Annotated in this window: 27 protein-coding genes; 16 read left to right on the forward strand and 11 right to left on the reverse strand. The window is 70.4% G+C overall.

Going from position 1 to position 22,681, the window contains the following annotated elements; genetic code table 11:
- Positions 1–308 precede the first annotated feature (308 nt).
- On the forward strand, positions 309–1,106 hold the full coding sequence (locus tag ABD161_RS07665) for a nuclease-related domain-containing protein (protein WP_344001229.1): 798 nt from the start codon (positions 309–311) through the stop codon (positions 1,104–1,106).
- On the opposite strand, the gene ABD161_RS07670 is transcribed toward ABD161_RS07665, so the two are convergent.
- Positions 1,103–1,495: a PNPOx family protein gene (locus ABD161_RS07670; protein ID WP_344001231.1), complete on the reverse strand. Its 393-nt coding sequence runs from the start codon at positions 1,493–1,495 to the stop codon at positions 1,103–1,105. The genes ABD161_RS07665 and ABD161_RS07670 overlap by 4 nt on opposite strands.
- A gap of 34 nt (positions 1,496–1,529) precedes the next feature.
- Here ABD161_RS07670 and ABD161_RS07675 point away from each other — a divergent pair, with 34 nt between their 5' ends.
- Positions 1,530–2,282 carry an alpha/beta fold hydrolase gene (locus ABD161_RS07675; protein ID WP_344001233.1) on the forward strand — a complete coding sequence of 251 codons (753 nt, stop codon included), beginning with the start codon at positions 1,530–1,532 and terminating at the stop codon, positions 2,280–2,282.
- Here ABD161_RS07675 and ABD161_RS07680 read toward each other — a convergent pair.
- Positions 2,279–2,713, reverse strand: coding sequence for a pyrimidine dimer DNA glycosylase/endonuclease V (locus tag ABD161_RS07680; RefSeq protein ID WP_344001235.1), 435 nt, complete (start codon positions 2,711–2,713; stop codon positions 2,279–2,281). The two genes, ABD161_RS07675 and ABD161_RS07680, sit on opposite strands and share 4 nt — an antisense overlap.
- A 41-nt stretch (positions 2,714–2,754) precedes the next feature.
- Here ABD161_RS07680 and ABD161_RS07685 point away from each other — a divergent pair, with 41 nt between their 5' ends.
- Together ABD161_RS07685 and ABD161_RS07690 are read left to right on the forward strand one after the other, a co-directional pair.
- On the forward strand, positions 2,755–3,339 hold the full coding sequence (locus ABD161_RS07685) for a hypothetical protein (RefSeq protein WP_344001237.1): 585 nt from the start codon (positions 2,755–2,757) through the stop codon (positions 3,337–3,339).
- Positions 3,327–4,187 carry a hypothetical protein gene (locus ABD161_RS07690; protein ID WP_344001239.1) on the forward strand — a complete coding sequence of 287 codons (861 nt, stop codon included), beginning with the start codon at positions 3,327–3,329 and terminating at the stop codon, positions 4,185–4,187. Before ABD161_RS07685 ends, ABD161_RS07690 begins: the two co-directional genes overlap by 13 nt.
- Before the next feature lie 15 nt (positions 4,188–4,202).
- On the opposite strand, the gene ABD161_RS07695 is transcribed toward ABD161_RS07690, so the two are convergent.
- Complete coding sequence (locus ABD161_RS07695) at positions 4,203–5,171, reverse strand: SDR family oxidoreductase (protein WP_344001241.1); 969 nt, start codon at positions 5,169–5,171, stop codon at positions 4,203–4,205.
- A 109-nt stretch (positions 5,172–5,280) separates the two neighbouring features.
- Between ABD161_RS07695 and ABD161_RS07700 the strand changes: the two genes are divergently transcribed.
- Positions 5,281–6,717: an HNH endonuclease signature motif containing protein gene (locus ABD161_RS07700; RefSeq protein WP_344001243.1), complete on the forward strand. Its 1,437-nt coding sequence runs from the start codon at positions 5,281–5,283 to the stop codon at positions 6,715–6,717.
- Positions 6,718–6,821: 104 nt separating this feature from the next.
- On the opposite strand, the gene ABD161_RS07705 is transcribed toward ABD161_RS07700, so the two are convergent.
- Positions 6,822–7,121: a GNAT family N-acetyltransferase gene (locus ABD161_RS07705; RefSeq protein ID WP_344001245.1), complete on the reverse strand. Its 300-nt coding sequence runs from the start codon at positions 7,119–7,121 to the stop codon at positions 6,822–6,824.
- 570 nt (positions 7,122–7,691) lie between these two features.
- Positions 7,692–10,019: an MMPL family transporter gene (locus ABD161_RS07710; RefSeq protein ID WP_344001247.1), complete on the reverse strand. Its 2,328-nt coding sequence runs from the start codon at positions 10,017–10,019 to the stop codon at positions 7,692–7,694.
- Between the two features lie 61 nt (positions 10,020–10,080).
- Between ABD161_RS07710 and ABD161_RS07715 the strand changes: the two genes are divergently transcribed.
- The 3 genes from ABD161_RS07715 to ABD161_RS07725 all read left to right on the forward strand — a co-directional run bounded on the left by ABD161_RS07715 (position 10,081) and on the right by ABD161_RS07725 (position 12,758).
- On the forward strand, positions 10,081–10,632 hold the full coding sequence (locus ABD161_RS07715; RefSeq protein WP_344001249.1) for a MarR family winged helix-turn-helix transcriptional regulator: 552 nt from the start codon (positions 10,081–10,083) through the stop codon (positions 10,630–10,632).
- 378 nt (positions 10,633–11,010) lie between these two features.
- Positions 11,011–11,748, forward strand: a complete 738-nt coding sequence (locus ABD161_RS07720; protein ID WP_344001251.1) for a winged helix-turn-helix domain-containing protein — start codon at positions 11,011–11,013, stop codon at positions 11,746–11,748.
- A gap of 29 nt (positions 11,749–11,777) precedes the next feature.
- A complete protein-coding gene (locus ABD161_RS07725; RefSeq protein ID WP_344001253.1) occupies positions 11,778–12,758 on the forward strand; it encodes a DNA-3-methyladenine glycosylase family protein in 981 nt (326 codons plus the stop codon).
- On the opposite strand, the gene ABD161_RS07730 is transcribed toward ABD161_RS07725, so the two are convergent.
- Complete coding sequence (locus ABD161_RS07730; protein ID WP_344001255.1) at positions 12,755–13,726, reverse strand: NAD(P)-dependent alcohol dehydrogenase; 972 nt, start codon at positions 13,724–13,726, stop codon at positions 12,755–12,757. The two genes, ABD161_RS07725 and ABD161_RS07730, sit on opposite strands and share 4 nt — an antisense overlap.
- On the reverse strand, positions 13,723–14,217 hold the full coding sequence (locus ABD161_RS07735; protein WP_344001257.1) for a nitroreductase family deazaflavin-dependent oxidoreductase: 495 nt from the start codon (positions 14,215–14,217) through the stop codon (positions 13,723–13,725). Before ABD161_RS07735 ends, ABD161_RS07730 begins: the two co-directional genes overlap by 4 nt.
- Before the next feature lie 89 nt (positions 14,218–14,306).
- Between ABD161_RS07735 and ABD161_RS07740 the strand changes: the two genes are divergently transcribed.
- A complete protein-coding gene (locus tag ABD161_RS07740) occupies positions 14,307–14,993 on the forward strand; it encodes a TetR/AcrR family transcriptional regulator (protein WP_344001259.1) in 687 nt (228 codons plus the stop codon).
- Between the two features lie 5 nt (positions 14,994–14,998).
- Entirely contained in the window at positions 14,999–15,187 is a 189-nt protein-coding gene (locus ABD161_RS07745; RefSeq protein WP_135114853.1) for a hypothetical protein, read from the forward strand.
- A gap of 8 nt (positions 15,188–15,195) precedes the next feature.
- Here ABD161_RS07745 and ABD161_RS07750 read toward each other — a convergent pair whose 3' ends face one another.
- The 4 genes from ABD161_RS07750 to ABD161_RS07765 form a co-directional block, all read right to left on the reverse strand.
- On the reverse strand, positions 15,196–15,951 hold the full coding sequence (locus ABD161_RS07750) for an iron ABC transporter ATP-binding protein (protein ID WP_344001261.1): 756 nt from the start codon (positions 15,949–15,951) through the stop codon (positions 15,196–15,198).
- On the reverse strand, positions 15,948–16,982 hold the full coding sequence (locus ABD161_RS07755) for an iron chelate uptake ABC transporter family permease subunit (protein ID WP_344001263.1): 1,035 nt from the start codon (positions 16,980–16,982) through the stop codon (positions 15,948–15,950). The genes ABD161_RS07750 and ABD161_RS07755 overlap by 4 nt, the downstream gene beginning before the upstream one ends.
- Positions 16,975–17,967: an ABC transporter permease gene (locus ABD161_RS07760; RefSeq protein ID WP_344001265.1), complete on the reverse strand. Its 993-nt coding sequence runs from the start codon at positions 17,965–17,967 to the stop codon at positions 16,975–16,977. The genes ABD161_RS07755 and ABD161_RS07760 overlap by 8 nt, the downstream gene beginning before the upstream one ends.
- A gap of 92 nt (positions 17,968–18,059) precedes the next feature.
- The gene (locus ABD161_RS07765; protein ID WP_344001267.1) at positions 18,060–19,088 is read right to left on the reverse strand and encodes a siderophore ABC transporter substrate-binding protein; all 1,029 of its coding nucleotides are present in this window, start codon (positions 19,086–19,088) and stop codon (positions 18,060–18,062) included.
- A 126-nt stretch (positions 19,089–19,214) separates the two neighbouring features.
- Between ABD161_RS07765 and ABD161_RS07770 the strand changes: the two genes are divergently transcribed.
- The 6 genes from ABD161_RS07770 (at position 19,215) to ABD161_RS07790 (ending at position 22,655) form a co-directional block, all read left to right on the forward strand.
- Complete coding sequence (locus tag ABD161_RS07770; protein ID WP_135114848.1) at positions 19,215–20,030, forward strand: siderophore-interacting protein; 816 nt, start codon at positions 19,215–19,217, stop codon at positions 20,028–20,030.
- A gap of 55 nt (positions 20,031–20,085) precedes the next feature.
- Positions 20,086–20,310 carry a PLDc N-terminal domain-containing protein gene (locus tag ABD161_RS07775; RefSeq protein WP_135114847.1) on the forward strand — a complete coding sequence of 75 codons (225 nt, stop codon included), beginning with the start codon at positions 20,086–20,088 and terminating at the stop codon, positions 20,308–20,310.
- 34 nt (positions 20,311–20,344) lie between these two features.
- Positions 20,345–21,187: an NAD-dependent epimerase/dehydratase family protein gene (locus tag ABD161_RS07780; RefSeq protein ID WP_344001270.1), complete on the forward strand. Its 843-nt coding sequence runs from the start codon at positions 20,345–20,347 to the stop codon at positions 21,185–21,187.
- 228 nt (positions 21,188–21,415) lie between these two features.
- Complete coding sequence (locus tag ABD161_RS15970) at positions 21,416–21,598, forward strand: hypothetical protein (RefSeq protein ID WP_425560832.1); 183 nt, start codon at positions 21,416–21,418, stop codon at positions 21,596–21,598.
- A complete protein-coding gene (locus ABD161_RS15975) occupies positions 21,595–22,059 on the forward strand; it encodes an amino acid permease (RefSeq protein WP_425560833.1) in 465 nt (154 codons plus the stop codon). Before ABD161_RS15970 ends, ABD161_RS15975 begins: the two co-directional genes overlap by 4 nt.
- Before the next feature lie 116 nt (positions 22,060–22,175).
- Positions 22,176–22,655, forward strand: coding sequence for a VOC family protein (locus ABD161_RS07790; RefSeq protein WP_135114844.1), 480 nt, complete (start codon positions 22,176–22,178; stop codon positions 22,653–22,655).
- Positions 22,656–22,681 lie beyond the last annotated feature (26 nt).

Here is a 22,681-nt window from a genome sequence, read left to right on the forward strand (position 1 = left end):
CCCGCGAAGTCTTCCACGCCCTCAGAACCGACCTACTCCGGGCTTGACGAACTATAGGACCGTCGCTGGGTTGTGGAGGCGAAGCGATCCACGTCACGCCGGGATGTGCGCACGGCGCTCGGCCAGTCCCTCGACTACGCACATGTCGCACGCAAGCACGGAATCGATGCGAAGCCGATGATTCTGCTGCCTGGCCCTCCTACGGGAAGTCTGACGTCCCTCGTCCGCCAGACCGGTGTCTCGCTCGCGATGCGAGCCGAACGCGGGTTCTCGGTGCTGACCGCCGAATCCGCGTGAGGACCCACCACATGCAGGATGCACGGACCCTCGAGCCGGCTGCGCGTGCTACAGAGCCTGCGGCTGCGGTGATCGCCGAATGCTTACGCGCTCAGGGGCGCACCAAACCGCGCTCGCTCATCGCTCGCAGCCTCGGTCTCAGCCCCCTTTCCGCGGATTCGCGCCCGTGGTACCTCGGCGCGCTCGGCGAGCTTGAAGTAGCGCGACATCTCAGTTCCCTCGGTCCCGAATGGATAGTTCTTCACGCAGTGCCGGTCGGCACGCGTGGCGCCGATATCGACCACGTAGTCGTCGGTCCAGCGGGAGTCTTCACCATCAACAGCAAGTTCCACGAGGACGCGAAAGTCTGGGTCGGTAGCCGCCGCATCCTGGTCAACGGGCAGAAGACCGATCACCTGCGCCACTCGCGTTTCGAGGCGAAGCGCGTGCGGCAGATCCTCGCGAATCTCGGCACCATTCCTGTCACGCCAGTCCTGGCGATCGTCGGCGCCCGCGAGATCACCATCCGCGAGCAGCCCGATGACGTCGCCGTGATGAAGTCTTCCCGACTCGTGAGATGGCTACTGCGCCAGCCCTCTGTGCTGGATCCGGTAGCCCTCGAGTCACTGCGGGGCGCAATCACTGATGCAGCCCGCTGGGGTGCGGCAACGCCCTACGACCCTTCAGACGCAGAACGGTTCGCCGCGCTCCAGCGTGAGGTGAAGGGCGCGAAGCTCGTGCGAATTGTCTGGGGCACGGCCATCCTGGCGTCGATGATCGGCTTCGGCCTTCCGAGCATGCTGCCGATGCTCACGCCGTACTTCGGTTAGTCCACCGACTCAACCCGCAACAGCCGAAACTCCCGCCGCCGCAGCACCCGCAGCACCCACGAAGCCGGCGCCCCGAAAGCGCGCAGCCCTTCCTCCACGCCGTACGGCTCCACCGCGACCACCCGGTACCACTCCCCGCGATGGAACACCCGCCCACCGCCGGCGACCAGGTTCCGGTACCAGTTCACCCGGTCGCCATAGGTGAGCTCGGCGACGAAGCCATCCGGAACCTGCGCCAGGATCAGCGGCGCCTCGAACGTCCGGCCCGATTTGCGCCCCACGTGCTCCACGAGCGAGAACGGACCTCGGCCGCTGCGAGCCGCGCGCAGCGTCAGCGGGTTCAGCGTGCGGTTGAGCCAGCGAAGGTACCGATCTTTGAACGAGCTCACAGGCACAGTCTGGCCCCGCCGGTACGGTCTATCCATGCCGCCCGAGCCGCCCGTCCACCCCGCGTCCGCGTTCACGCACGACGGCGCGACGCTGATCTGGGAAGCCCGCGGCCGCGGCAGCACGACCTTCGTCCTCGTCCACGGCATCGGAATGGGCCGCACGGTCTTCACGGGCCTTGCCGACCTGCTCGTCGAGCACGGCCGCGTCATCGCCCTCGACCTGCCCGGATTCGGCGACTCCCCCGAGCCCGCCCGCACCCCCACCATCGAGCGCCTCGCCGACATCGTCGCGGCGTTCGTCCGCGCCGAGCGCATCCAGGATCCGATCCTGATCGGGCATTCGATGGGCACGCAGGTGATCGCCGAGGTCGCGGCGCGACATCAGGATCTCCATTCACGGCTCGTGATGATCGGGCCGACGGTGCAGATCGGCCAGCGCCGCGCGCTCGTGCAGCTGCGCAAGCTCGCGAAGGACCTCGCCGATGAGAGCCCCAAGGTGCTGATCACCGGCGCCCGCGAGTACCTGCGCGCCGGCCCGAACCTGCGCCGCAAGATGCGCGCGATGCTCGTCCACAGGCCCGAGATCATCTATCCGCGCATCTCCGCCGACACGCTCGTGCTGCGCGGCGAGGCCGACACCGTCTCACCCCGCGACTGGTGCGAGTTCGTCGCCGCGGCGATCCCCCGCGCCCGCCTGCGCGAGGTGCCGGGAAGCGGCCACGAGACCATGATCAAGAACCCGGAACCCGCCGCCCGCCTGATCCTGGAGTGGCTCGCCGAGCTCTAACCGGCGCGCTCCCACGGCTCGATCCCGCCCGGGATCACCTCGAACAGCGGGTGCAGGACCGGCCCACCGCCCGCCACGCGCTCGTGCACGTCGGGCGACCGCGCGGCGAGCTTGCGCAGCAGGTGTTGCCACTCGAAGTCCACCTGTCCCGACGTGACCGGGATCGGCCGGATCGCCTCGTCACCGGATGTCACGATGCGCGCGGAATCGAAGCGGTAGCCACGGCGGCCGGCCTCCTCGGCGATGACCGCGAGGTACGTGCCGATCGTCGCGGCGGGATCCGGCTGGGCGCGGAACCTCTCGAGCTGCGGATGCCGCGTGTAGCCGCGCGTGCGCCCCAGCAGGACGGCCTGCGCAAGCAGCGCCTCGCGCCACGCCGCCGTGAGCCCCTGCCGGTCGAGCAGCGATGGATGCAGCGACCACAACCTCATCCAAAGAGCCTACGGCGGCGCCCCTGCCCTGGGGATAACTCATGCATCCGATCGCCGTTGCGCCCTACCTTGGGGGCATGGTGTCGCGTCGTGCCTCCCTCGGACTTGTCGCCCTCCTCGTGGTGGGGCTGACCGGCTGCACGGGAGCGCCCGCACCGGATCCGTCGGGCTCGCCTTCACCCGCGGCGACCGGATTTGCGAGCGAGGATGAGGCGTTTGCGGCGGCCGAGGAGACGTATCGGGCGTACAACCAAGCCACTAACGCAGTCCAACTCGACGACCCGGAATCCTTCCAGGGCGTCTTCGATCTGACCGTCGGTGACTATAACGCCCACCAACGCGAGACCCTGAGCCAGATGCATGCGGCTGGATGGACCGTTTCGGGGGAGACTCGGTACTCCCGATTCACGACCGAGTCCTTCGATCCTGAGACGCAAAGCGTTGTTGTGACGGTCTGCGTCGACGTCTCGGACGTCGAAGTGCTGGATGTGGCCGGCAATTCGGTTGTCTCCGATGAGCGCCCGGATCGTCAGGCAGCCCGCATCACGATGGAAGAGTCGCCGACGCCAACCTTCCTCGCGCTGGCGCATTCGGAACGCATAGAGGATCCGGAATGCGCTTCGTAGGCCTCGCCCTGGCCTCGGTACTGCTGCTCGCTGGGTCGGCGGACGCGGGCGAAGGCGGTGATTTTGACTTTTGGGTCGCGCCGCCCAGCGGTACTGCAAACGATGTCGTCGCGGGGGGCAACTACACCCCGCCACCCCCGATCGGTACCGGTATCGGCGGCGGCCAACCCATCGGCTTCGGCCCCATAGGCAACTGGGCTCCCCCGGCGCCCGACACCTACACCCCGCCGCCCGACCAAACAGACGGCCCCATCGTCTGCCTCGACGACTCGGAGAACGTCGTCGGCGCCGACTGCGCGACCGACGTCCCCGAGCCCGTCGAAGCCGAGCCTGCGCCGGTCGAGGTCGCGACACCTCCTGAGGTCGTGACGATCACCGACATCGCGAGCTTCGTCCCGGCGGCTCCCTCGATCGCCACCGAGCCCGACGGCATCGGCGCGAAGAACATGCCGCTCAACACCATCGCCACCTCCAGCGCGCAGACGCTCGCCGGCGAGCTGTTCGGGTTCCCGGTGTCTGTGACCTTCACGCCAGCGGGATTCCGGCAGGACTGGGGCGACGAGACCGTCACCGAGACCGTCCACGGCGGAGCATCCTGGGCGACAATCGGGCAGGCCGAGTTCAGCCCGACCGACACCAGCCATTCGTACGCAGAGAAGGGCACGTACACGCTGACGGTCACCCCGCTCTACACCGCGGTGGTCGACTTCGGCGTGTGGGGTACTCGCACCGTCGAGGGCGTCATCTCCGGGCCGGCAGCGGCCCGCGACATCCGGATCGTCGAGGTCCACACAGCCCTGGTCGACCAGGACTGCCTCGAGAACCCGTCGGGCGCCGGCTGCTCCTGACGGTGCCCCGGGATGTCAGCCGTGCTTCTCGATCAGCCGGTCGAAGGCGGCATCCAGCTCCGGATCCACCTGCTGCCGCGACGCATCCGCCAGGTACCAGGCGACGATCTCGCGCGCGCCCTCCGAGAACGGCGTGGTCGCGACCCATCCGGGCACGAGCTGCTTGATCCGCGTGTTGTCGAACAGCACCGAGTGCGCCTTGTCACCGACGAGGCCCGGGCCCATCGCAGGGATCTCCCGCGCGATCGCCTCGGAAGCGACGTGAACGATCTCGGGCTCGCGGCCCAGCGCGCGCCCGAGCTGACGCGCGATCTCGTCCCACGTGAGGCTCTCGTCGCTCGTGATGTGCACCGCCTGGCCGATCGCGTGCGGGTTGCCGAACAGGCCGACGAATGCGCGGGCGAAGTCGCGGGAGTGGGTCAGCGTCCACCAGCTCGTCCCGTCGCCGTGCACCACGATCGGACGCCCGTCGAGGATCCGCTGCAGCGTCGTCCACGCCCCCTCGATCGGGATCAGCGACTCGCCATACGTGTGACTCGGGCGCACGATCGTCATCGGGAAGCCGCTCTCGCGATACGCGGCCACCAGCAGATCCTCGCTGGCGATCTTGTCGCGCGAGTACTGCCAGAACGGGTTGCGCAGCGGCGTCGACTCGACGAGCGGCAGCTGCGCGATCGGCTTCTGATACGCCGACGCGCTCGAGATGTACAGGTACTGCGCCGTCCGACCGCTGAAGATCCGGATGTCGTCGGTCACCTGCTGCGGCGAGAAGCTGCGGAAGTTGGCCACCACGTCGAACGTCTCATCGCCGATCGCGCTCTGGATCGAGTCGGGATCGCCCGCGTCGCCGACGAGACCCCGCACGCCGTCGGGCAGGTCGCGGTTGCCGCGGTTCAGCAGCGTGACCTCATGCCCGTGCTCCACCGCCAAGGCCGTCACGTGAGAGCTGATGTTGCCGGTGCCGCCGATGATCAGGATGCGCATGCGCGCCAGGCTACCGGCCGGTGGCCAAGCAGCGGGTCGCCGTCCGGTTCTTCGAATCTTCTCCGCCTGATCTCTTCCCAATGTCGTACGTATCTACTATACTGAGGCCATGGATGAGGTACCCGACTTCGGAGATCCGCTCGACGCGGTCAGTCGAGTCGGGCTCGCATGCTGGGACCTGCGCGATCAGCTCGGCAGGATCAGCGGCCTCTCCGACGCGGATGCCGTCGACTTCGCCCGTGTGGTGGAGGAATGCGGCCGCACCCTCGACGCACTTCGGGTCCGTGCGGCGGGCGAAGTGGCGAAGCGCTCTCTCCGCCCGGGCGATCAGAACCTGGCCGCGCAGCGCGGCTGCCGCAATGGCACGGAGCTGATCGAGCGCGTCACGCAGGCGCCGACGGGCGAGGTGCTCCGCCGTGTGCGACTCGACAAGCGCACCTCGTCTCGCCTCTCCCTCACGGGCGAGAGCCTCCCGCCACTGCTTCCGGAGTTGGCGACCGCGATCGACGAGGGACGCGTCGGCACTCAGGCCGCCTCCCAGATCTCCGACATGCTCGCCGGCGTCGAGCATCGCGCCGATCCCGAGATGGCGGCACTCGCCGAACAGGCGCTGGTCGACCTCGCCACCGGGTCCGAGACCGGAGCCCTGCCGTGCACGTTCGCCGAGCTCAAGGTGAACGTGCAGACCTGGGGCATCCTGCTCGACCAGGACGGCACACCTCCCGACCCCGAGCGGGCCGCCGCTCGCCGCGGCATCACCGTCGGCGTGCTCAAGGACGGGGTGCACCGGGTCGACGGGTACGCCACCCCGGAGCTCATCGGAGTGCTGCAGCGCCTCTGGGATGCGCACGCAAACCCCGCCGTCCGCTTCGGGCCCCTTCCCGGCGACAAGGGCCCGGATGAGCCGTGGACTGGGGACGAGGTCATCGCCGACCTCCGCACACCCGCACAGAAGCGGCACGACATCCTGCAGGCGGCCCTCGACGCCGCCACCCGCAGCGAACAGACCCCCACCCTCGGCGGCGCGGCCCCGACATTGCTCGTCCACGTCGCCCTCGAAGACCTCACCGCCCCCAACGGCACGGCGGCCATCGAGGGCGTGGACGTTCCCGTGCCCGCCACCGTCGCGCACCGGATCGCCTGCACCGGCGCCGTGCAGAAGGTCGTCTTCGATCGGAACGGACGCATCGTCCGGCTCGGCACCAAGGAGCGGCTCTTCAACCACCACCAGCGCAAGGCGATCGCCGCCCGCGACGGCGGCTGCGTCATCCCCGGCTGCACGGTCCCGGCGGCCTGGTGCGAGGTGCATCACGTCGAAGAGCACGCCTCCGGCGGCCCGACCCACACCGACAACGGAGTGCTGCTCTGCTGGTGGCACCACCACACGATCGAGACCTCGGGATGGGGCATCCGGATGAACCTCGGCGTGCCGGAGATCAAGGCACCACCGTGGATCGACCCGCGCGGCATCTACCGCAAAGCCCCCACCGCACTCACCCGGCGCCGAGCCAGGCGGCGATCCAGGCCGCTCGCCCGGCAACGCTAGACATCATCCGGCGCCTGCACCGTCCCTTTCCCGGGGCGGCTACAGGCGTGCGCGGGCCACGCGGACGCGCGATAAGCCCGCGTCGAGCCGGCGGGCCGTGGGCCTCAGCGCGCGGCCGCGCCCTCCAGGACGGAGGCGCGCTCGGGGTGGGCGGCGAACCAGTCGGCGACGTACCAGCACACGGGCAGCACGGAACGGTCGCCCGCGGCCTCGATCTCGGCCACGGCGCGGTCGGTGATGACGGCGGCATACCCGTGGCCGCGGTGGGCCGGGTTGGTGAAGGCGCGCGTGAGCGCGACGGTCCGGCCGTTGTCGCGGTAGTCGAGCACGCTCACCAGCTCGTCGCCGCGATGCAGCTCGTAGCGCGACTCGGCCCGGTCATTGGTGAAGGTCAACTCAGTCACGCCCCGAGGTTACGTCCGTCCACAGGCCCCAAGACTCATCCGCGCTGGCGATTCGCTGTGGACAACGCCGCTGGCCGAGGACCCCCTCCCTAGCGTCGATCGCATGGCGAACCTGCGTCCCCTCCTCATCCTGATCACCGCGATCATCGTGGCCGCGAGCTCCGGCTGCGCGGCGAGCCCCGGGGCCGAACGCGCCGCGTCGACTCCCGCGCCGGCGCCCCTCGCCGCCTCCGGACCGCCTCAGACCGCCCTCGAAGATCCGGAGGACATCCGAAAGCGGATGGCTGCCATCGACCCCATGGAAGGGATCGTCGCGAAGGCCACCTTCGAGCACTACCTCGAGTCGCTCCGCGCCTTCTACATGGATGAGCCCGGTGCGCTCGAGCAGCTGCGCGCGATCGCCTCGGAGGACGTGATCGCGCAGGCCGAGGAGGACCTGGCGGCGATCCGCGCGAAGGGCCTGCAGGTCCGGGCCGCCGATCGCCTCGACGACCTGATCGTCCATCTGGCGGCCCCGCCCTCGCACGTGCTCGCCTTCGTCTGCCGCGACCTCGCCGCGATGGACCTGGTCTACGAGTCGGGAGAGCCCGCGCCGATCCCCGCGGGCGGCAGCATCCTCGCCCAGGAGGTGCGGCTCGTGAACGATCCGGACAGCGACGGCTTCATCGTCGACGGCATGTGGCCGGCGCCCGAGTTCGTCGGATGTTGATCCGGCCAGCGCTCTTCCCGCGAGAGCTTCGACGGCCACCAGATCGCCCGCCCGACGTCCGTCGCGAGCGCGGGGACGAGCAGCGACCGGACGATGAACGTGTCGAGCAGCACGCCGAACGCCACGATGAACGCGATCTGCACGAGGAACAGCACCGGGATCACCGCGAGCGCCGTGAACGTCGCCGCGAGCACGAGGCCCGCCGACGTGATGATCCCGCCCGTCAGCCGCAGCCCGCGCAGGATGCCCTCCCGCGTCCCGTGAGTCAGCGACTCCTCGCGCACCCGCGACATCAGGAAGATGTTGTAGTCGATGCCAAGCGCGACGAGGAAGACGAACCCGTACAGCGGCACGGCGGGATCCGCCCCCGGGAACCCGAGGACGTGCTCGAACACGAGCGCGGCGACCCCCATCGCGGTCCCGAACGACAGCACGGTCGTCAGGGTCAGCAGGATCGGCGCCAGCACCGATCGCAGAAGGAGCATCAGGATCACGAGGATCACGCCGAGAACGAGCGGCACGATGAGGTTCCGATCCCGGATGGACGCGTCGTTCGTGTCGAGATCGGTCGCGGTGCTTCCTCCGACGAGCGCGCCGGGCACCTCCGCGGCGAACGCTGTGCGAAGCTCGCGCACTGTCTGCTCCGCCGCGAGCGAGTCAGCCGCATCCGCCAGCGTCGCCTGCAGCAGCACGTCACCGTCCGAGACCACCGGCTCGGGCGCGGGCGTCCCGGGAGGACCGAAGGCGCCGATGCCCTCCGCGGTCACGGGCGCGGTCATCCCCTCGCGATCGACGGCCACCGAGACCTCGGCCACGCCGTCGTGGGCGAGCAGCACGTCCGCCGCATCCTGCAGGCGCTCCTCGGGCACGACGACCGACGCGGGGCTTCCCGACCCGGCCGGGAAGTGCTCGCCGAGCACCTCCTGCCCCTCGCGCGCCTCGGACGCCCCGAGCACCAGCTCCGACTGCGGCACCCCCGACGCCTGCAGCTGGGTCACGCCGACGCAGCCGAGGGCGAGCACCGCGGCGGTCGCGATCCAGATCGCCCGCGGCCGACGCGCGATCAGGCGGGCGAGCTTCGCCCACAGGCCGCCCGATCCCTCGCCGGCATCGCCCGCCTCGGCGTCGAACCTCGGCCGCCGCGGCCAGAACGCGGCACGCCCCAGCACGAACAGGATCGACGGCAGCAGCGTCAGCGCCGACAGCACCGAGAACACGATGCCGATCGCGGCGACCGGTCCGAGCGAGCTGTTCGAACGCAGGTCGCTCAGCAGCAGGCACAGCAGCCCCGCGATCACCGTGCCGCCCGACGCGACGATCGGCTCGACCGATCCCTTCAGCGCCCGGACGGTCGCGGTCCACCGCTGCGGCGTGCGCACGAGTTCGTCGCGATAGCGGGCGACGTAGAGCAGCGCGTAGTCGGTCGCCGCGCCGATCACCAGGATGAACAGGATCCCCTGCGTCTGTCCGCTGAGCAGCAGGATGTCCGCCTTCGCGAGCCACCAGATCGTCAGCAGCGCCACGCACAGCGCGAACATGCTCGTGGCGAGCACCGCGATCGGCAGCAGCAGCGAGCGGTAGACGAGCACGAGGATCACGAGCACCGCGGCGAGCGCGACGCCGAGCAGCAGCCCGTCGATGCCGGCGAACGCTCCGACGAGATCGCTCGTGAACCCCGCGGGTCCCGTGATGTGGACGTCCACGCCGGAGGGAAGCCCCTCCGCGACGACCTCGCGCAGCTCCGTCGTCGCCTCCCCGAGATCCGCGCCGCTGTCGAGCGGCACGAAAGCCTGCACCGCGCGGCCGTCCTCCGACGGGATGGGCGGCGACGCCTCCCCCGCGACGACATCCAGGTCGGCCGCCTCGGCGAGCCGGTCGGCGATCCCCTCGAGCTCGTCGGGCGCGAGTTCGCCGTCCGAGGAGAACACAACGACCGCCGGGATCGCGTCGCCCTCTGTGAATCCCGAGAGCCGCTCCTGCACCTCGGTCGCCTCCGCCGTGGCCGGAAGATACGCGGTGCGGTCGTTCGACGACACCTCGTCGACGCGCCCGAAGTAGGGGCCTCCGATGGCCGCACCGACCAGCCACACAAGGATCAGCGCCGACGGCAGCAGCACGCGCAGCCAGAGCGGAACGCGAGGCCCGCGCAGGTCGCGGCGGGTGAGATGCGAGCCCGAGCGATCAGTCATGTTCCTAGCCTAGCTAGATACATCCGAAACTACATACTGCCAAGGGGAATATCATGCGGGTGTGGGAGAGACCGAGGTGCGGGGAAGCGACGATCCGTCGCTGTTCGATCCTCGCGTCCTCGACCCCAGGCAGGAAGTGGTGTCGCTCGAGGGGATCTCCGCCGCCGACATCGACCAGGTCGTCGAGCTGCTGCAGGCGCTGCGCCTCTGGCGCGAGGCGGACGAGCGGATGAGCGAGGCCTCGCGCCGCTACATGAAGCTCGGCGACACCGACATGCGCGCGCTGCGCTTCATCATCGTCGGCCAGCAGAACGGCACGCTTGTCACCCCGGGAAGCATCGCCGCGCACCTCGGGATCTCGACCGCCTCCACGACGAAGCTGCTCGACCGCCTCGCGGCGGCGGGGCATATCCGGCGCCTCCCCCATCCGTCCGACCGGCGCAGCGTGATCGTCGAGGTCCTGGACGAGACGCGCCGCGCGGCGCGCGACAGCATCGGCCGCAGCCACGCGCGCCGCTTCGACGTCGCCGCACGGCTCACGGGCGAGCAGCGTGAGGTCATCATCCGGTTCCTGCGCGACCTCGCGGCGACCGCCGACGAACCGACCGGCTGAGCCGCTCCGCTCACATTGCTGGCAGACCGGGAACCCCGGATGTCACATTGCGTCATAGGACGCACCGATCGCTGAAACGGTTTGACACGGTGCGACACGCCCGGACACAATTGCCCCATGTCTGCCAACGCCACGCTTCTGTCCGCCCTGGAGGCGAACGGGACCACCGGGATGATGATGCCCGGGCGCGTTGGCATGTGCTGTCGAATGTGCCGCTGACCTCTCACCAGCGCACACGGCTCGCCTGCATCTGATGCGGACGCGCAGCCGAGAATCCGGATCACCGGATCCTCACCCTCCGATCGCCATCTGAGTGCGATCGGTCGCACAGACACACACCCGCACCGCACAGGTGCATCCCGCAAGGACATCATCATCATGACGAACGCCCCCGCTCTCCTCGACCGCCCCACCGCCCCGGTCCGCCACCTCCGCCCGCTGCCGCCGGTCGCCGAGCAGCGCGCCGCAGCGCCCGCAACCGCCGCCCCGGCCGCCCCCGCTCCGGCTGCGAAGCCCGCCGCCACGCCCCGCGGATTCGCCCTCTACGTGGGCCTCGACGAGCTGAAGGCCGCCGCCGACGGCGTCAGCCTGCCGGTGCTCGTCGACGCCCTGCGCCGCACGCTCGCCGAGCTCGCCCCGAGCGCCGAGACCTACGCCGCCGTCGCCCTCGCCCCGCAGCACGCCGGGGGCCGCGATGTCGACGTCGTGCGCCTCGCCCTGCACGAGCCCGGCGCCGTCGCCCGCACCAAGACCGAGTCGGACGAGCAGGCCGAGGCCGCCCGCGGCGTCGTCGTGGACATCTCGCGCAAGCGCGTCGTGATCGACGGCGAGTCGGCCGGCCTCACCTTCAAGGAGTTCGAGCTGCTGCAGTACCTCGTGCTGCGCGAGGGCCGCACCATCGAGCGCGGCGAGCTCGTCTCCTCGCTCTGGGACGCGAACGACGCCGACGCCCCCGGCGAGCGCACGATCGACGTGCACGTCCGCCGCCTGCGCTCGAAGCTCGGCGCGTTCCAGGACATCGTCCGCACCGTCCGCGGCGTCGGCTACCGCTTCGACCGCCACGCGGATGTCTCGGTGCGCTACGGCTCGGGTGCCCCCTCGCCGGACCGGTTCTGATTGTCAGGGGCACGACGTAGCGTGAGCGTGTGATCCCGTCCGCCGCGCTCGAGTCGCGCATCGCCGTGCGCGAGCGCGACCCGCGGCCCGACCCGGGCCCACGGCTCGAGACGGTGTACCGGCCGGCGCGCCCCCTCGACCTGTATTCAACGGTCGCGGTGTTCCAGCGCGGGCCGGGCGACCCCGCCCAGGCGTGGCGGGCCGGCGTGATCTGGCGGGCCGTGCGCACGCCGCAGGGAGTCGCGAGCCTCGCGCTGCGGCAGATGGGCGACGGATCCGTCCGGGCCGCCGCCTGGGGACCGGGACGCGAATGGGCGATCGCGCAGGCCCCCGCGCTGTGCGGCGCGGAGGACGACGACGAGGGCTTCGACCCCTCGCTGCATCCGCTGATCGCCGACTCCCACCACCGTCACCCCGGCCTCCGCCTCGGCCGCGGCGACCTGCTCTTCGACGCCCTCGTGCAGTCGATCACCGAGCAGAAGGTCACGGCGATCCAGGCCTTCGCCGCCTGGCGCCGGCTCGTCACGTGGTTCGGCGAGCGCGTCCCCGGCCCGACGCCGAAGCCGATGTTCGCTCCCCCGACGATCGACGGCTGGCGGCGCATCCCCTCATGGGCGTGGCACCGCACGGGCCTCGAGCCGCCCCAGAGCCGCACGATCGTCGAGGCCGCCCGCCGCGGCGACTCCCTCGTCCGCGCGGTCGAGACGTGCCCGGCCGACCGGCGCGAGGCCATCCTGACGTCCCTGCCCGGCATCGGCCCGTGGACGGCCGCCGAGACCCGGATCCGCGCGTTCGGCGACCCGGACGCCGTGAGCGTCGGCGACTTCCACCTCGCGCACCAGGTGGGCTACGCCCTCACGGGCAGCCGCGTCGAGGACGACGGAATGCTCGAGCTGCTCGCGCCGTGGGCGGGGCAACGGCAGCGCGCGATCCGGTACATCCTCGCGTCCGGGGTGAGCGAGCCGCGCCGTGCCCCGCGCCTTCACCCCGAGGACCACCGCGCCCGTTAAGGCACAACCAGCACCTTTCCGCGGGCGCGGCCCGCGTCGAGATGCTCGAACGCCGCCACCGCATTCTCCAGCGACCAGGTGCTGTCGACGATCGGCCGAACGGCGCCGGACGCGAGCAGGGCGCCGAACTCCGCGAGGTGCTCGGCCGGATTCGGCTTCCAGAACATCGTGCCCATCCGCGTTCCCGTGAGGCGGCCGACGAGCGGCGCGAACAGCACGTACGACGCGAACGAGCCGAGCCGCCGCGCGATCAGCGAGTACCGCCCACCCGGCGCGAGGCACCGCCGCATCGCGAGCGGGCCGCGCGTATCGGCGATGTCGAGCACCACGTCGAAGCGGCGGCCCCAGCGCGTGATGTCGACGGCCGCGTAGTCGACGACCTCGTCCCCGCCCGCCGTCCGCATCAGGTCGAACTTCGCGGACTCATCCACTCCCGTGACGTGCGCGCCCCGCGCCTTCGCCAGCTGGATCGCGAGCGGACCGACGCATCCGCCCGCGCCGTTGATCAGCACACGCTCCCCCGGGCCGATCGGCCCCGCCGGCTTCAGCCCCTGCAACGCGAGCAGGCCCGAGTGCGGCACCGTCGCGGCATCGGCGAACGAGACCCCGTCCGGGATCGGGTGCAGGGCGACCGCCGAGACGCACACGTACTCGGCGAGGGCCGCGTGCCCCTGGTCGAACAGATCCGCCCACACCCGATCTCCCGGGCGGAGCCCGGTCACGCCCTCGCCGACCTCCACGACCTCCCCCGCGAGATCCAGCCCCATTCCGCCCGACTGTCCACGCCGGAGCCCGTACCCGATGCGGGCGACGCGCGGTCGGCCGTACAGCAGGTCGAGGTCGGCGGTGTTGAGCGAGCTCGCCCGCAAGCGCACAAGCGCCTGCCCCGGGCCCGGCCGCGGCGTCGCGACCTCGCGCACGGCGAGCACCTCGGGCCCGCCGTACCTCTCGCGCTGCAGCGCCCTCATCGCCGCGCCTGCACGGGAGCGCGCCGCAGCAGCAGGAAGTCGTCGACGCCGAACACGGCGGCGACGGTCCGCTCCGCGCGCGACAGCAGGGGCGCGACGTGCGCGCGCGAGACGACCCGCGGATTCGTCACGGCGTGCACGCCGCCGTCCACCTCGACCTCGACCTCGCCCGCCGCGAGCACGTTCTTCAGCCAGTCGGGGGTGCGCCCGTACGGCAGCATCACGAACCACCCGTCGCCCGTGGGGCTGAGCCCGATGGGCGTGCGGAAGGCGGTCCCGGATCGCCGCCCGCGATGCCGGATCACGTGCGTCGACTCTCCGGGACCGCCCGCCGTGCGCAGCACAGCCCGGTTGAAGTGGTCACGCCCGAGGCGGCGCACGAACCGCAGCCCCGGCTGCCACTTGAGCCGCATCGACAGGACGAGCCCCGCCGGCAGCAGGACGACGAGCGCGACGACCGCGCCCCCGATCCCGAGAATCCACGCCAACATGATCCGCTCCCTTCCGCGAACAGCCTTACTGCGTAAGGTATCCATACAACGTAAGGGAGACAAGGGGCGCGGCCTAGAATCTGAGCACCATGACCGATACGACCGTCCGCGCGGCCCTCAGCCGCGACCGGATCCTGCAGACCGCCGTCGCCCTCGCCGACCGCGAGGGCATCGGTGGCCTGACCATGCGCGGCCTCGCGGCCGAGCTCGGCGTCGAGGCGATGTCGCTGTATCACCACGTCGCGAACAAGGAGGCCCTGCTCGACGGCCTCGCCGACGCGGTCGCGGCGGAGATGCAGGATGCCGTCGCCGCGCTCGAGGCGACCGGCGGCTGGAAGCACAACCTACGCCAGCGGATCCTGACAGCGCGCGAGGTGATGCTGCGCCACCCGTGGGCGCCGGGCGTCTTCGAGAGCCGTACGAGCGTCGGCCCCCACATCGTGCGCTACACCGACGCGCTCGTCGGGCTGATGCGCAGCGGCGGGATGTCGCACGACCTCGTCCATCACGCGATGCACGCGCTCGGCAGCCGCGCCTTCGGCTTCACGCAGGAGCTGTTCGATCCGGCCGGGTCGGCCGACGAGGACGCCTCGCCCGAGCTGCTCACGCAGATGGCCGCCGAGGCACCGAACCTCGTCGAGATGCTCGCGCACATCGCGCACGACGACCCCGGCTCGACCCTCGGCTGGTGCGACGATCAGTCGGAGTTCGAGTTCGGCCTCGACCTGCTGCTCGACGGGCTCGAGCGTCGCGCCGAGCGCGAGCGCCTAGCCTGAGACGCATGTGGCTCATCCTGCGCAGCGTCGCGGTGCTCGTCGTCGGCGCGATCCTCGGCGCCGTGTACCTGCAGAACGTGTGGCTCGGGCTGCTGATCGGCCTGCTCGTCTCCCTCGGCCTCTTCCTCGCCTTCGAGGCGCGCAAGGGCGACAACCCGGGCCGCGACGAGTACGACGACGGATCCCGGCTGTAGCCGCCGCGTCAGTAGTAGACGGCGAGCGGGCCGGCCGGGCCCTCGATCACCCGCACGGGCGTCTCGAACACGCGCGTCAGCACGTCGTCGGTGAAGATCTCGTCGGGCGTGCCGAACTCGACGACCCGCCCGTCCTTGACGGCGCAGATCCGGTCGGCATAGTGCCCGGCGAAGTTGATGTCGTGCAGCACGATCACGATCGTGCGGCCGAGCTCCGCCGCGGCACGATGCAGGTGCTTCATCATCTGCACGGAGTGGCGCATGTCGAGGTTGTTGAGCGGCTCGTCCAGCAGCACGAACTCCGTGTCCTGCGCCAGCACCATCGCCACGTACGCCCGCTGCCGCTGCCCGCCCGACAGCTGATCCAGGTACCGCCCCTCCAGGTCGCCGAGGTCGAGGAAGTCGATCGCGCGGCTCACGATCTCCTCGTCGGCCACCGTCAGCCGTCCCTTGGAGTACGGGAACCGCCCGAAGCCGACGAGCTGGCGCACGGTCAGCCGCGTGATGAAGTGGTTCTCCTGACGCAGGATCGACACGATCCGCGCGAGATCCTTCGACGCGGTCGTGGCGACGTCGTAGCCGGCGATCTCGATCGTGCCGGAGTCGATCCCGAGCAGGCGCCCGATCATCGTCAGCAGGGTCGACTTGCCGGCGCCGTTCGGCCCGACGAGGGCGGTGATGCCGCCCGCCGGGATCTGCAGGTCGACGGGGCCGATCGCGACCTCGCTGCTGTAGTCCTTGCGCACCTGGCTGAGGGAGATCACAGACGGCCCTTCCGGAGGATGACGATGAGGAACAGGGTGCCGCCGACCAGCTCGATGATGATCGAGACGACGCCCTGCGCGTAGAACACGTTCTTCATCACGAAGTACGCGCCCGACAGCACGACGAAGCCCGTGAGCGCCGCGACGGGGAAGATCAGACGGTGGTCGAACGTGTCGGCGAGCTGGTACGACAGTGTCGCGACGAGGAAGCCGAGGAAGGTCATCGGCCCCACGAGCGAGGTCGACACCGCCATCAGGATCGAGACGAGGAACAGCACGCTCATCGTCTCGAAGCGGTGGTTCAGGCCCACGCCGATCGCCGCCTCGCGCCCCAGGGCCAGCACGTTCAGCCGGTCGGCCCGCGCCCACAGCAGCGCGGCCGCCACGACGCACAGCGGGATCGCCACCGGGAAGTACGCGGGATCGGCGTTCGAGACCGATCCGAACAGGCGCGCCGACAGCACATCGAACTCGCTCGGCGTGAGCAGCCGCTGCATGAACGTCGACACGGATCCGAGCCCGCCGCCGATCACGATGCCGATCAGCAGCATGATCGGCAGGTTCGCGTAGCGGCCCGACAGCAGCCAGCCGTACAGCGCGAGCGACAACCCGACCATCAGCGCGACCTGCAGCACGAACTGCCCGAGCCCCTGGATCGCCACGACGCCCGCGGCGCCGAGGAAGTACACGGCCGAGGTCTGCACGGCCACGTAGAGCGACTCGAAGCCCATGATCGACGGCGTGATGATGCGGTTGTTCGTCGCGGTCTGGAAGCTCACGGTCGCGATCGCCTGGCAGACCGCCACGACGGCCATCGTGGTCACGGCTGTGCCGCGCAGCTCGGCGATGCGCCAGAAGCCGTCCGAGCCGACGGGCATCGGGTTGCCCCACGCGAGCAGGCCGAAGCCGAATGCGGCCGCGAGCACGATCAGCGCGCCAAGCACGATCGTGTACCGGCGGCGGGCGCGGGCGGTGGGCAGCGATCCCGAGCGGCGCTCGCGTGCGGGGGCGGCGATGGCGACGTCAGCCACGGCGACGCTGCCGCAGAAGCAGGGCGATGAACACGACCGCGCCGACCACGCCGAGGATCAGCGACACCGGCACCTCGAACGGCATTATGATGATCCGCCCGATCAGGTCGCACACCGTGACGACGCCGATGCCGAGCAGGCACACCCACGGCAGGTTGCTGCGGAGGTCGTCGCCGCGGAGCATCGACACGATGTTCGGCACGATCAGCCCCAGGAACGGCAGGCTGCCGACGACGACCGTGACCACACCGGTGGCGATCGCGATCAGCGCGGTGCCGATCAGCACGATCCGGTTGTAGTTCAGGCCGACGTTTGTCGAGATCTCCTCGCCCAGGCCCGCGACCGTGAACCGGTCGGCCGCGATGAACACCGCGATCACAACCAGCAGCACGATCCACAGCGCCTCGTACTGGCCGCGCAGCACCGACGTGAAGCTGCCCGCGAACCACACGCCGAGGTTCTGCAGCGTGTCGGTCTGCAGCGCGATGAAGGTCGACACGGATCCCACGACCGCGCCGAGCATGATGCCGACAATCGGCACGATGAGCGACGAGCGCAGCGACACGCGCCGCAGGAACAGGAAGAACACCATTGTGCCGACGAACGCCGCGACGATCGCGCCGGTCATGCGGGGCACGATGCCCGCCTGCGGCGCGATGATCATCACGGTCAGCAGCCCGAGCCCCGCCCACTCGGTCGTGCCTGTGGTGGTGGGCTCGACGAAGCGGTTCTGCGTGAGCAGCTGCATCACGAGCCCGCACATCGCCATGGCGGCGCCGGCGAGCACGAGCGCGACCGTGCGCGGGATGCGCGTGATCGCGAACATCTCCGAGCCGTCGTCGGCACCCACGACGTCGTACACGCCGGTGAACAGCGACAGCACGAGCAGCGCGGCGACGACCGCGACGCCGATCAGCAGCGTCGGGTCGAAGAGCCGTCCCGCGGGGCGCGAGCGCACCCGAGGGGCGGAGGTGGTGGTCGTCATGGGGAAGGCTCCGGATCGCCGGGTCGGGACACGTGCGGATGCGGGCGGCAGGGCCATGCCGGCCCCGCCGCCCGCGGCTCAGGACACCGAGGTCACTCGGCGCCCTCGAACGCGTCGGCGAGCTCGTTGAAGAACTCCGTGTACGTCTGGATTCCCTCGTTCGTGTAGGTGTCGGCGGGCATGTAGATCACGTGCTCCTCCTGGATCGCCGTCACGCTCTTGAGCGCCTCCGAGTTCTCGAGGATGTCGGAGGCCGGCTCGTACGCCGGGTCGTCCGCCGCGACGGCGGCGTCGCGGTCCATCACGAGGATCCAGTCGGGGTTCGAGTCCGCGATCGCCTCGACCGAGATGTCGTCGCCCTGGTGATCGTCCGTTGCGCCCTCGACCTCGAGCGCGGGCGTCAGGCCCAGCAGATCGAACACGGGGCCGAGCGTGCGGCCGACGCCCGGCGCGATGTAGCCGACCTCGCCGCCCGAGGTGTTCACGGCCATGACGGTCTCGCTGTCGTCGTACGCCGCCTTGGCGCGGTCGATCGCGGCCTGGAGGTCGGCGACAAGCTGCTCCGCCTCGTCCTGCTTGCCGAAGATCTCACCCAGCGCGGTGACCTGGCGGGCGAGCTCGGCGTCGAGCGGCTCGCCGTCGCGCGGGTCGAGCTCGAGCACGGTGGCGTCGGGCGCGAGCGAGGCGAAGTCGTTGTGGTACTGCGCGAAGCGCTGGCCGTTGATGATCAGGTCGGGCTCGACGGCGACGACCGCCTCGAGGTCGGGCTCGCGGTGGTTGCCGAGGTCGATGATCGAGTCGTCGGTCGCGTACGGGATGGTCGACGGCATGAGAGCGACCGCCGCGGCACTGAGCTCGACGCCCCAGTCGGCGAGCGTCTCGAACGTGCGGTTGTCGGTCGCGACGACGGAGTCGAGCGGAAGGTCGATCGTCTGCACGCCGTTGTTGTCCTCCACCTCCACCGTGGTGGGCTCGGCCGCGGGCTGCTCGGCGGCCGTCTCGGCCTCGGCCGCGGGCGAGGCGCACGCCGCGAGCGTGAGGGCCGAAGCGGCGAGCAGCGCCAGGCCGGCGAGGGGCCGGACGACGAGCGGGCCCGGGGGCGTCGATCGGAGTGCAGACATGGACATGCTCCTATCCAGAGCGCGGTATCAGCCGCGGTCTTTCGGGTGTGGGGATCGGCCGGGGCACACATTCAGGTTCAGGTAAGGCAACCCTAAGCCCGGCGTGGAAAGGTTAGCCTAACTCTCATGACGGATGCGACTTCGACCCCGACGACCTTCACGCTCGAGCGGGAACCTCTGGAGCTTCGCTTCCGGTTCTGCACCCTGACCGCCCGAGAGTGGATCACTCCCGGCTACGTCCGCGTCCGCGTGGAGGGCGCCGACCTCGTGGGCTTCGGATCGACCGGACACGACGACCACATCCGGATCTTCCTTCCGGACCCCGCCGCGCCCGCACCGACCACGGTCGAGGAGATGCGCGCCCAGCCGAGCCGGGAGTTCACTCCCCTGTACTGGGGCGTCGACGGCGACACGGGCTGGCTCGACCTCGAGTTCGCGGTCCACGGCGACGAAGGCGCGGCCGGCGTGTGGGCGGCGTCCGCTCCCCTCGGCTCGGCGATCGGGGTCGGCGGACCGCGCGGCTCGATGCGCATCAGCGGCACGCCGGATGGCTGGCTGCTCGCGGGCGACGAGACGGCGATCCCGCAGATCCGTCGTTACGCGGCACTGATCCCGGATGGCGCCCCCGCCACGATCCTGATCGAGGTCGCGGACGCCGACCACGAGGTGCAGATCGAGACCTCGGCACCGGTCGAATTCGTCCACCGCGGCGACGCTCCCGCGGGATCGGCGCTCGCTGCCCGGCTCGAGGCGATCACCGCCGACGACCGCCCGGCGGGCGACGTGTTCGGCTTCGTCGCGGCCGAGCAGGGAATCGTCCGGGCGGGACGGGCGCTGCTCGTCGACCGCTGGGGCCTGTCGGCCGACCGCGTGGTCGTGAAGGGCTACTGGAAGCGCGGCGAGTCGGAGTACCACGCCCCGCACGGTCCGGGCGCCCGCTGACCCGCGCGGGTCAAGCCCCCAGACACGCCCGGGGCGTGCGGAGCACAATGGCGGCATGACCACCAAGACCAGCACCGCACGGCGGAACGTCTCACCCCTCGCCAAGGTCGCCCTCGCGCTCGTCGGCCTCGTCCAGATCGGCCTTGCCCTGGCGGCGTTCTCCGACCTGTGGGCGCGCCCCGCGACGCAGGTCAGGATGACCAAGCCCGCGTGGATCCCGATCATCCTGATCAACTGGATCGGCCCGCTCGCGTACTTCGTCGGCGGCGTCAAGCGCTGAGCGCGGACCGCCGCCTCGTGGCAGGGTGAAACGCATGCGCATCGCTGTCACGGGGTCATCGGGGAAGCTCGGATCGGTCGTCGCGCGCGAGCTGCGCGCCGCGGGACACCGGGTGGTCGGGTTCGACCGCGTCGGCGCGCGCGACCGCGACTTCGTGCAGGTGGATCTGACCGACTACGGACAGGTCGTCGACGCGCTGACCGCGGTCGGCGACACGCACGACGGGTTCGACGCGCTTGTGCACCTCGCGGCGATCCCCGCCCCGGGCCTGGCGCCCGACGTGGCCACGTTCCACAACAACATCGCCACCACGTTCAACGTGTTCTGGGCCGCGACGCGAATCGGGATCGACCGGATCGTCTACGCCTCGAGCGAGACCGTCCTCGGCCTGCCGTTCGATGTGCCGCCGCCCTATGTGCCGGTCGACGAGGAGTATCCCGCGCGCCCCGAGTCGGTGTACTCGCTGGTGAAGCACCTCGAGGAGCAGCTCGCGATCGAGCTCGTGCGCTGGAACCCCACCCTGTCGATCACCGCGCTGCGGTTCTCGAACGTGATGTGGCCGGAGGACTACGCCGCGTTCCCGTACGACGCCGATCCGCGCGATCGGAAGTGGAACCTGTGGGGCTACATCGACGCCCGCGACGGCGCCCAGGCCGTCGCGCGCGCCCTGGAGACCGCGCCGGCCGGATTCGACCGCTTCATCATCGCGGCGGCGGACACCGTGACAACGCGCCCGAACGCCGAGCTGCTCGCCGAGGTCTTCCCCGACGTCCCCGTCACCGGCGAGGTCGGCGAGAACACGACGCTGCTGTCGATCGACAAGGCGCGGCGCCTGCTGGGATACGAGCCGGCGCACAGCTGGCGCGACGAGAAGTGACCGCGCGCCCAGAAGTGACACCACGACCACAAGCGACAGCGAGACAAGAAGCGACAGCGAGACAAGAAGCGACCGCGAGACGAGGAGAGAAGTGAGCCTGTTCCGCACGAAGTCCATCGAGCAGAGCATCGCCGACACGGCCGAGCCCGAGCACGAGCTGAAGAAGACCTCGGGGTCTTCGACCTCATCCTGTTCGGCGTCGGCGTCTGCGTCGGCGCGGGCATCTTCGTGCTCACCGGCCACGCCGCGGCGACGAACGCCGGCCCGGCCATCGCCCTGTCGTTCCTGATCGCCGGCGTCGCATGCGCCCTCGCCGCCCTCTGCTACGCCGAGTTCGCCTCGACCGTGCCCGTCGCCGGAAGCGTGTACACCTTATCGGCGCGTGCATCGGCCTCATCGTCGTGGCGATGATCCTGTTCATGGGCCAGACCCGCGTCGCCTTCGCGATGGCGCGCGACGGCCTGCTGCCGAAGAGCCTCGCCAAGACGCACCCGCGCTTCCGCACGCCGTACCGGATCACCCTCATCGCCGGCGTGATCATCGCGCTCCTCGCGGCGTTCGTGCCGCTGTCGACGCTCGCCGAGCTCGTCAACATCGGCACGCTCGCCGCGTTCGTCCTGGTCTCGATCGGCGTGATCGTGCTGCGCCGCACGCGGCCCGACCTGCCCCGCGCCTTCAAGGTGCCGTGGGTGCCGGTGGTGCCGATTCTGTCGGCCGTGATCTGCCTGTACCTGATGCTGAACCTCACGCTCGAGACGTGGATCCGGTTCCTCGTCTGGCTCGCGATCGGCGTCGTCGTGTACTTCCTCTACTCGCGCCGCCACAGCCGCCTCGGCATCCAGGAGCGGGAGACGGCGGCCCGCCGGGACTGACCCGCGGGCCGGGTGATCGATACCGACACGCGGGCATCGTGACCCTTGCCAGGGCGTCGGCGACCGGGCGAGACTGAACCCCGTCCACCCGAAGACACCCGCCGTCAGGAGTCGCCGTGCCCGTGCTCAATCCCTACCTGACCTTCCGCGACACCGCGCGCCAGGCGATGGAGTTCTACCAGTCGGTGTTCGGCGGCGAGCTCGAGATCGAGACGTTCGGCGACAGCGAGCTCGACCACCACCCCGACGACGCAGACCTCGTGCTGCACGCCGTGCTCGAGACGCCGGATGGAATGGTGCTGATGGCGAGCGACACCCCCTCCGGCGTGCCGTACGACGGCCCCGGCGGGCATTCGGTGTCGATCAGCGGTGACGAGGAGGAGGACCTCAGCGAGTGGTGGGAGGCGCTCTCGGAGGGCGGCTCGATCACCCTGCCGCTGTCCGAGCCCGACTGGGGCGGCCTGTTCGGGATGTGCACCGACCGGTTCGGCGTGAAGTGGATGATCTCGATCCTCGACGAGGAGGACCTCGACGAGGACGACGAGGATCTGGATGAGGACGACCTCGACGACGAGGATCTCGACGACGAGGAGTGACGCGGCGAGGAGTGACGCGGCCGGCG

This window comes from Microbacterium paludicola (assembly GCF_039529675.1).
Lineage (GTDB): Bacteria > Actinomycetota > Actinomycetes > Actinomycetales > Microbacteriaceae > Microbacterium > Microbacterium paludicola.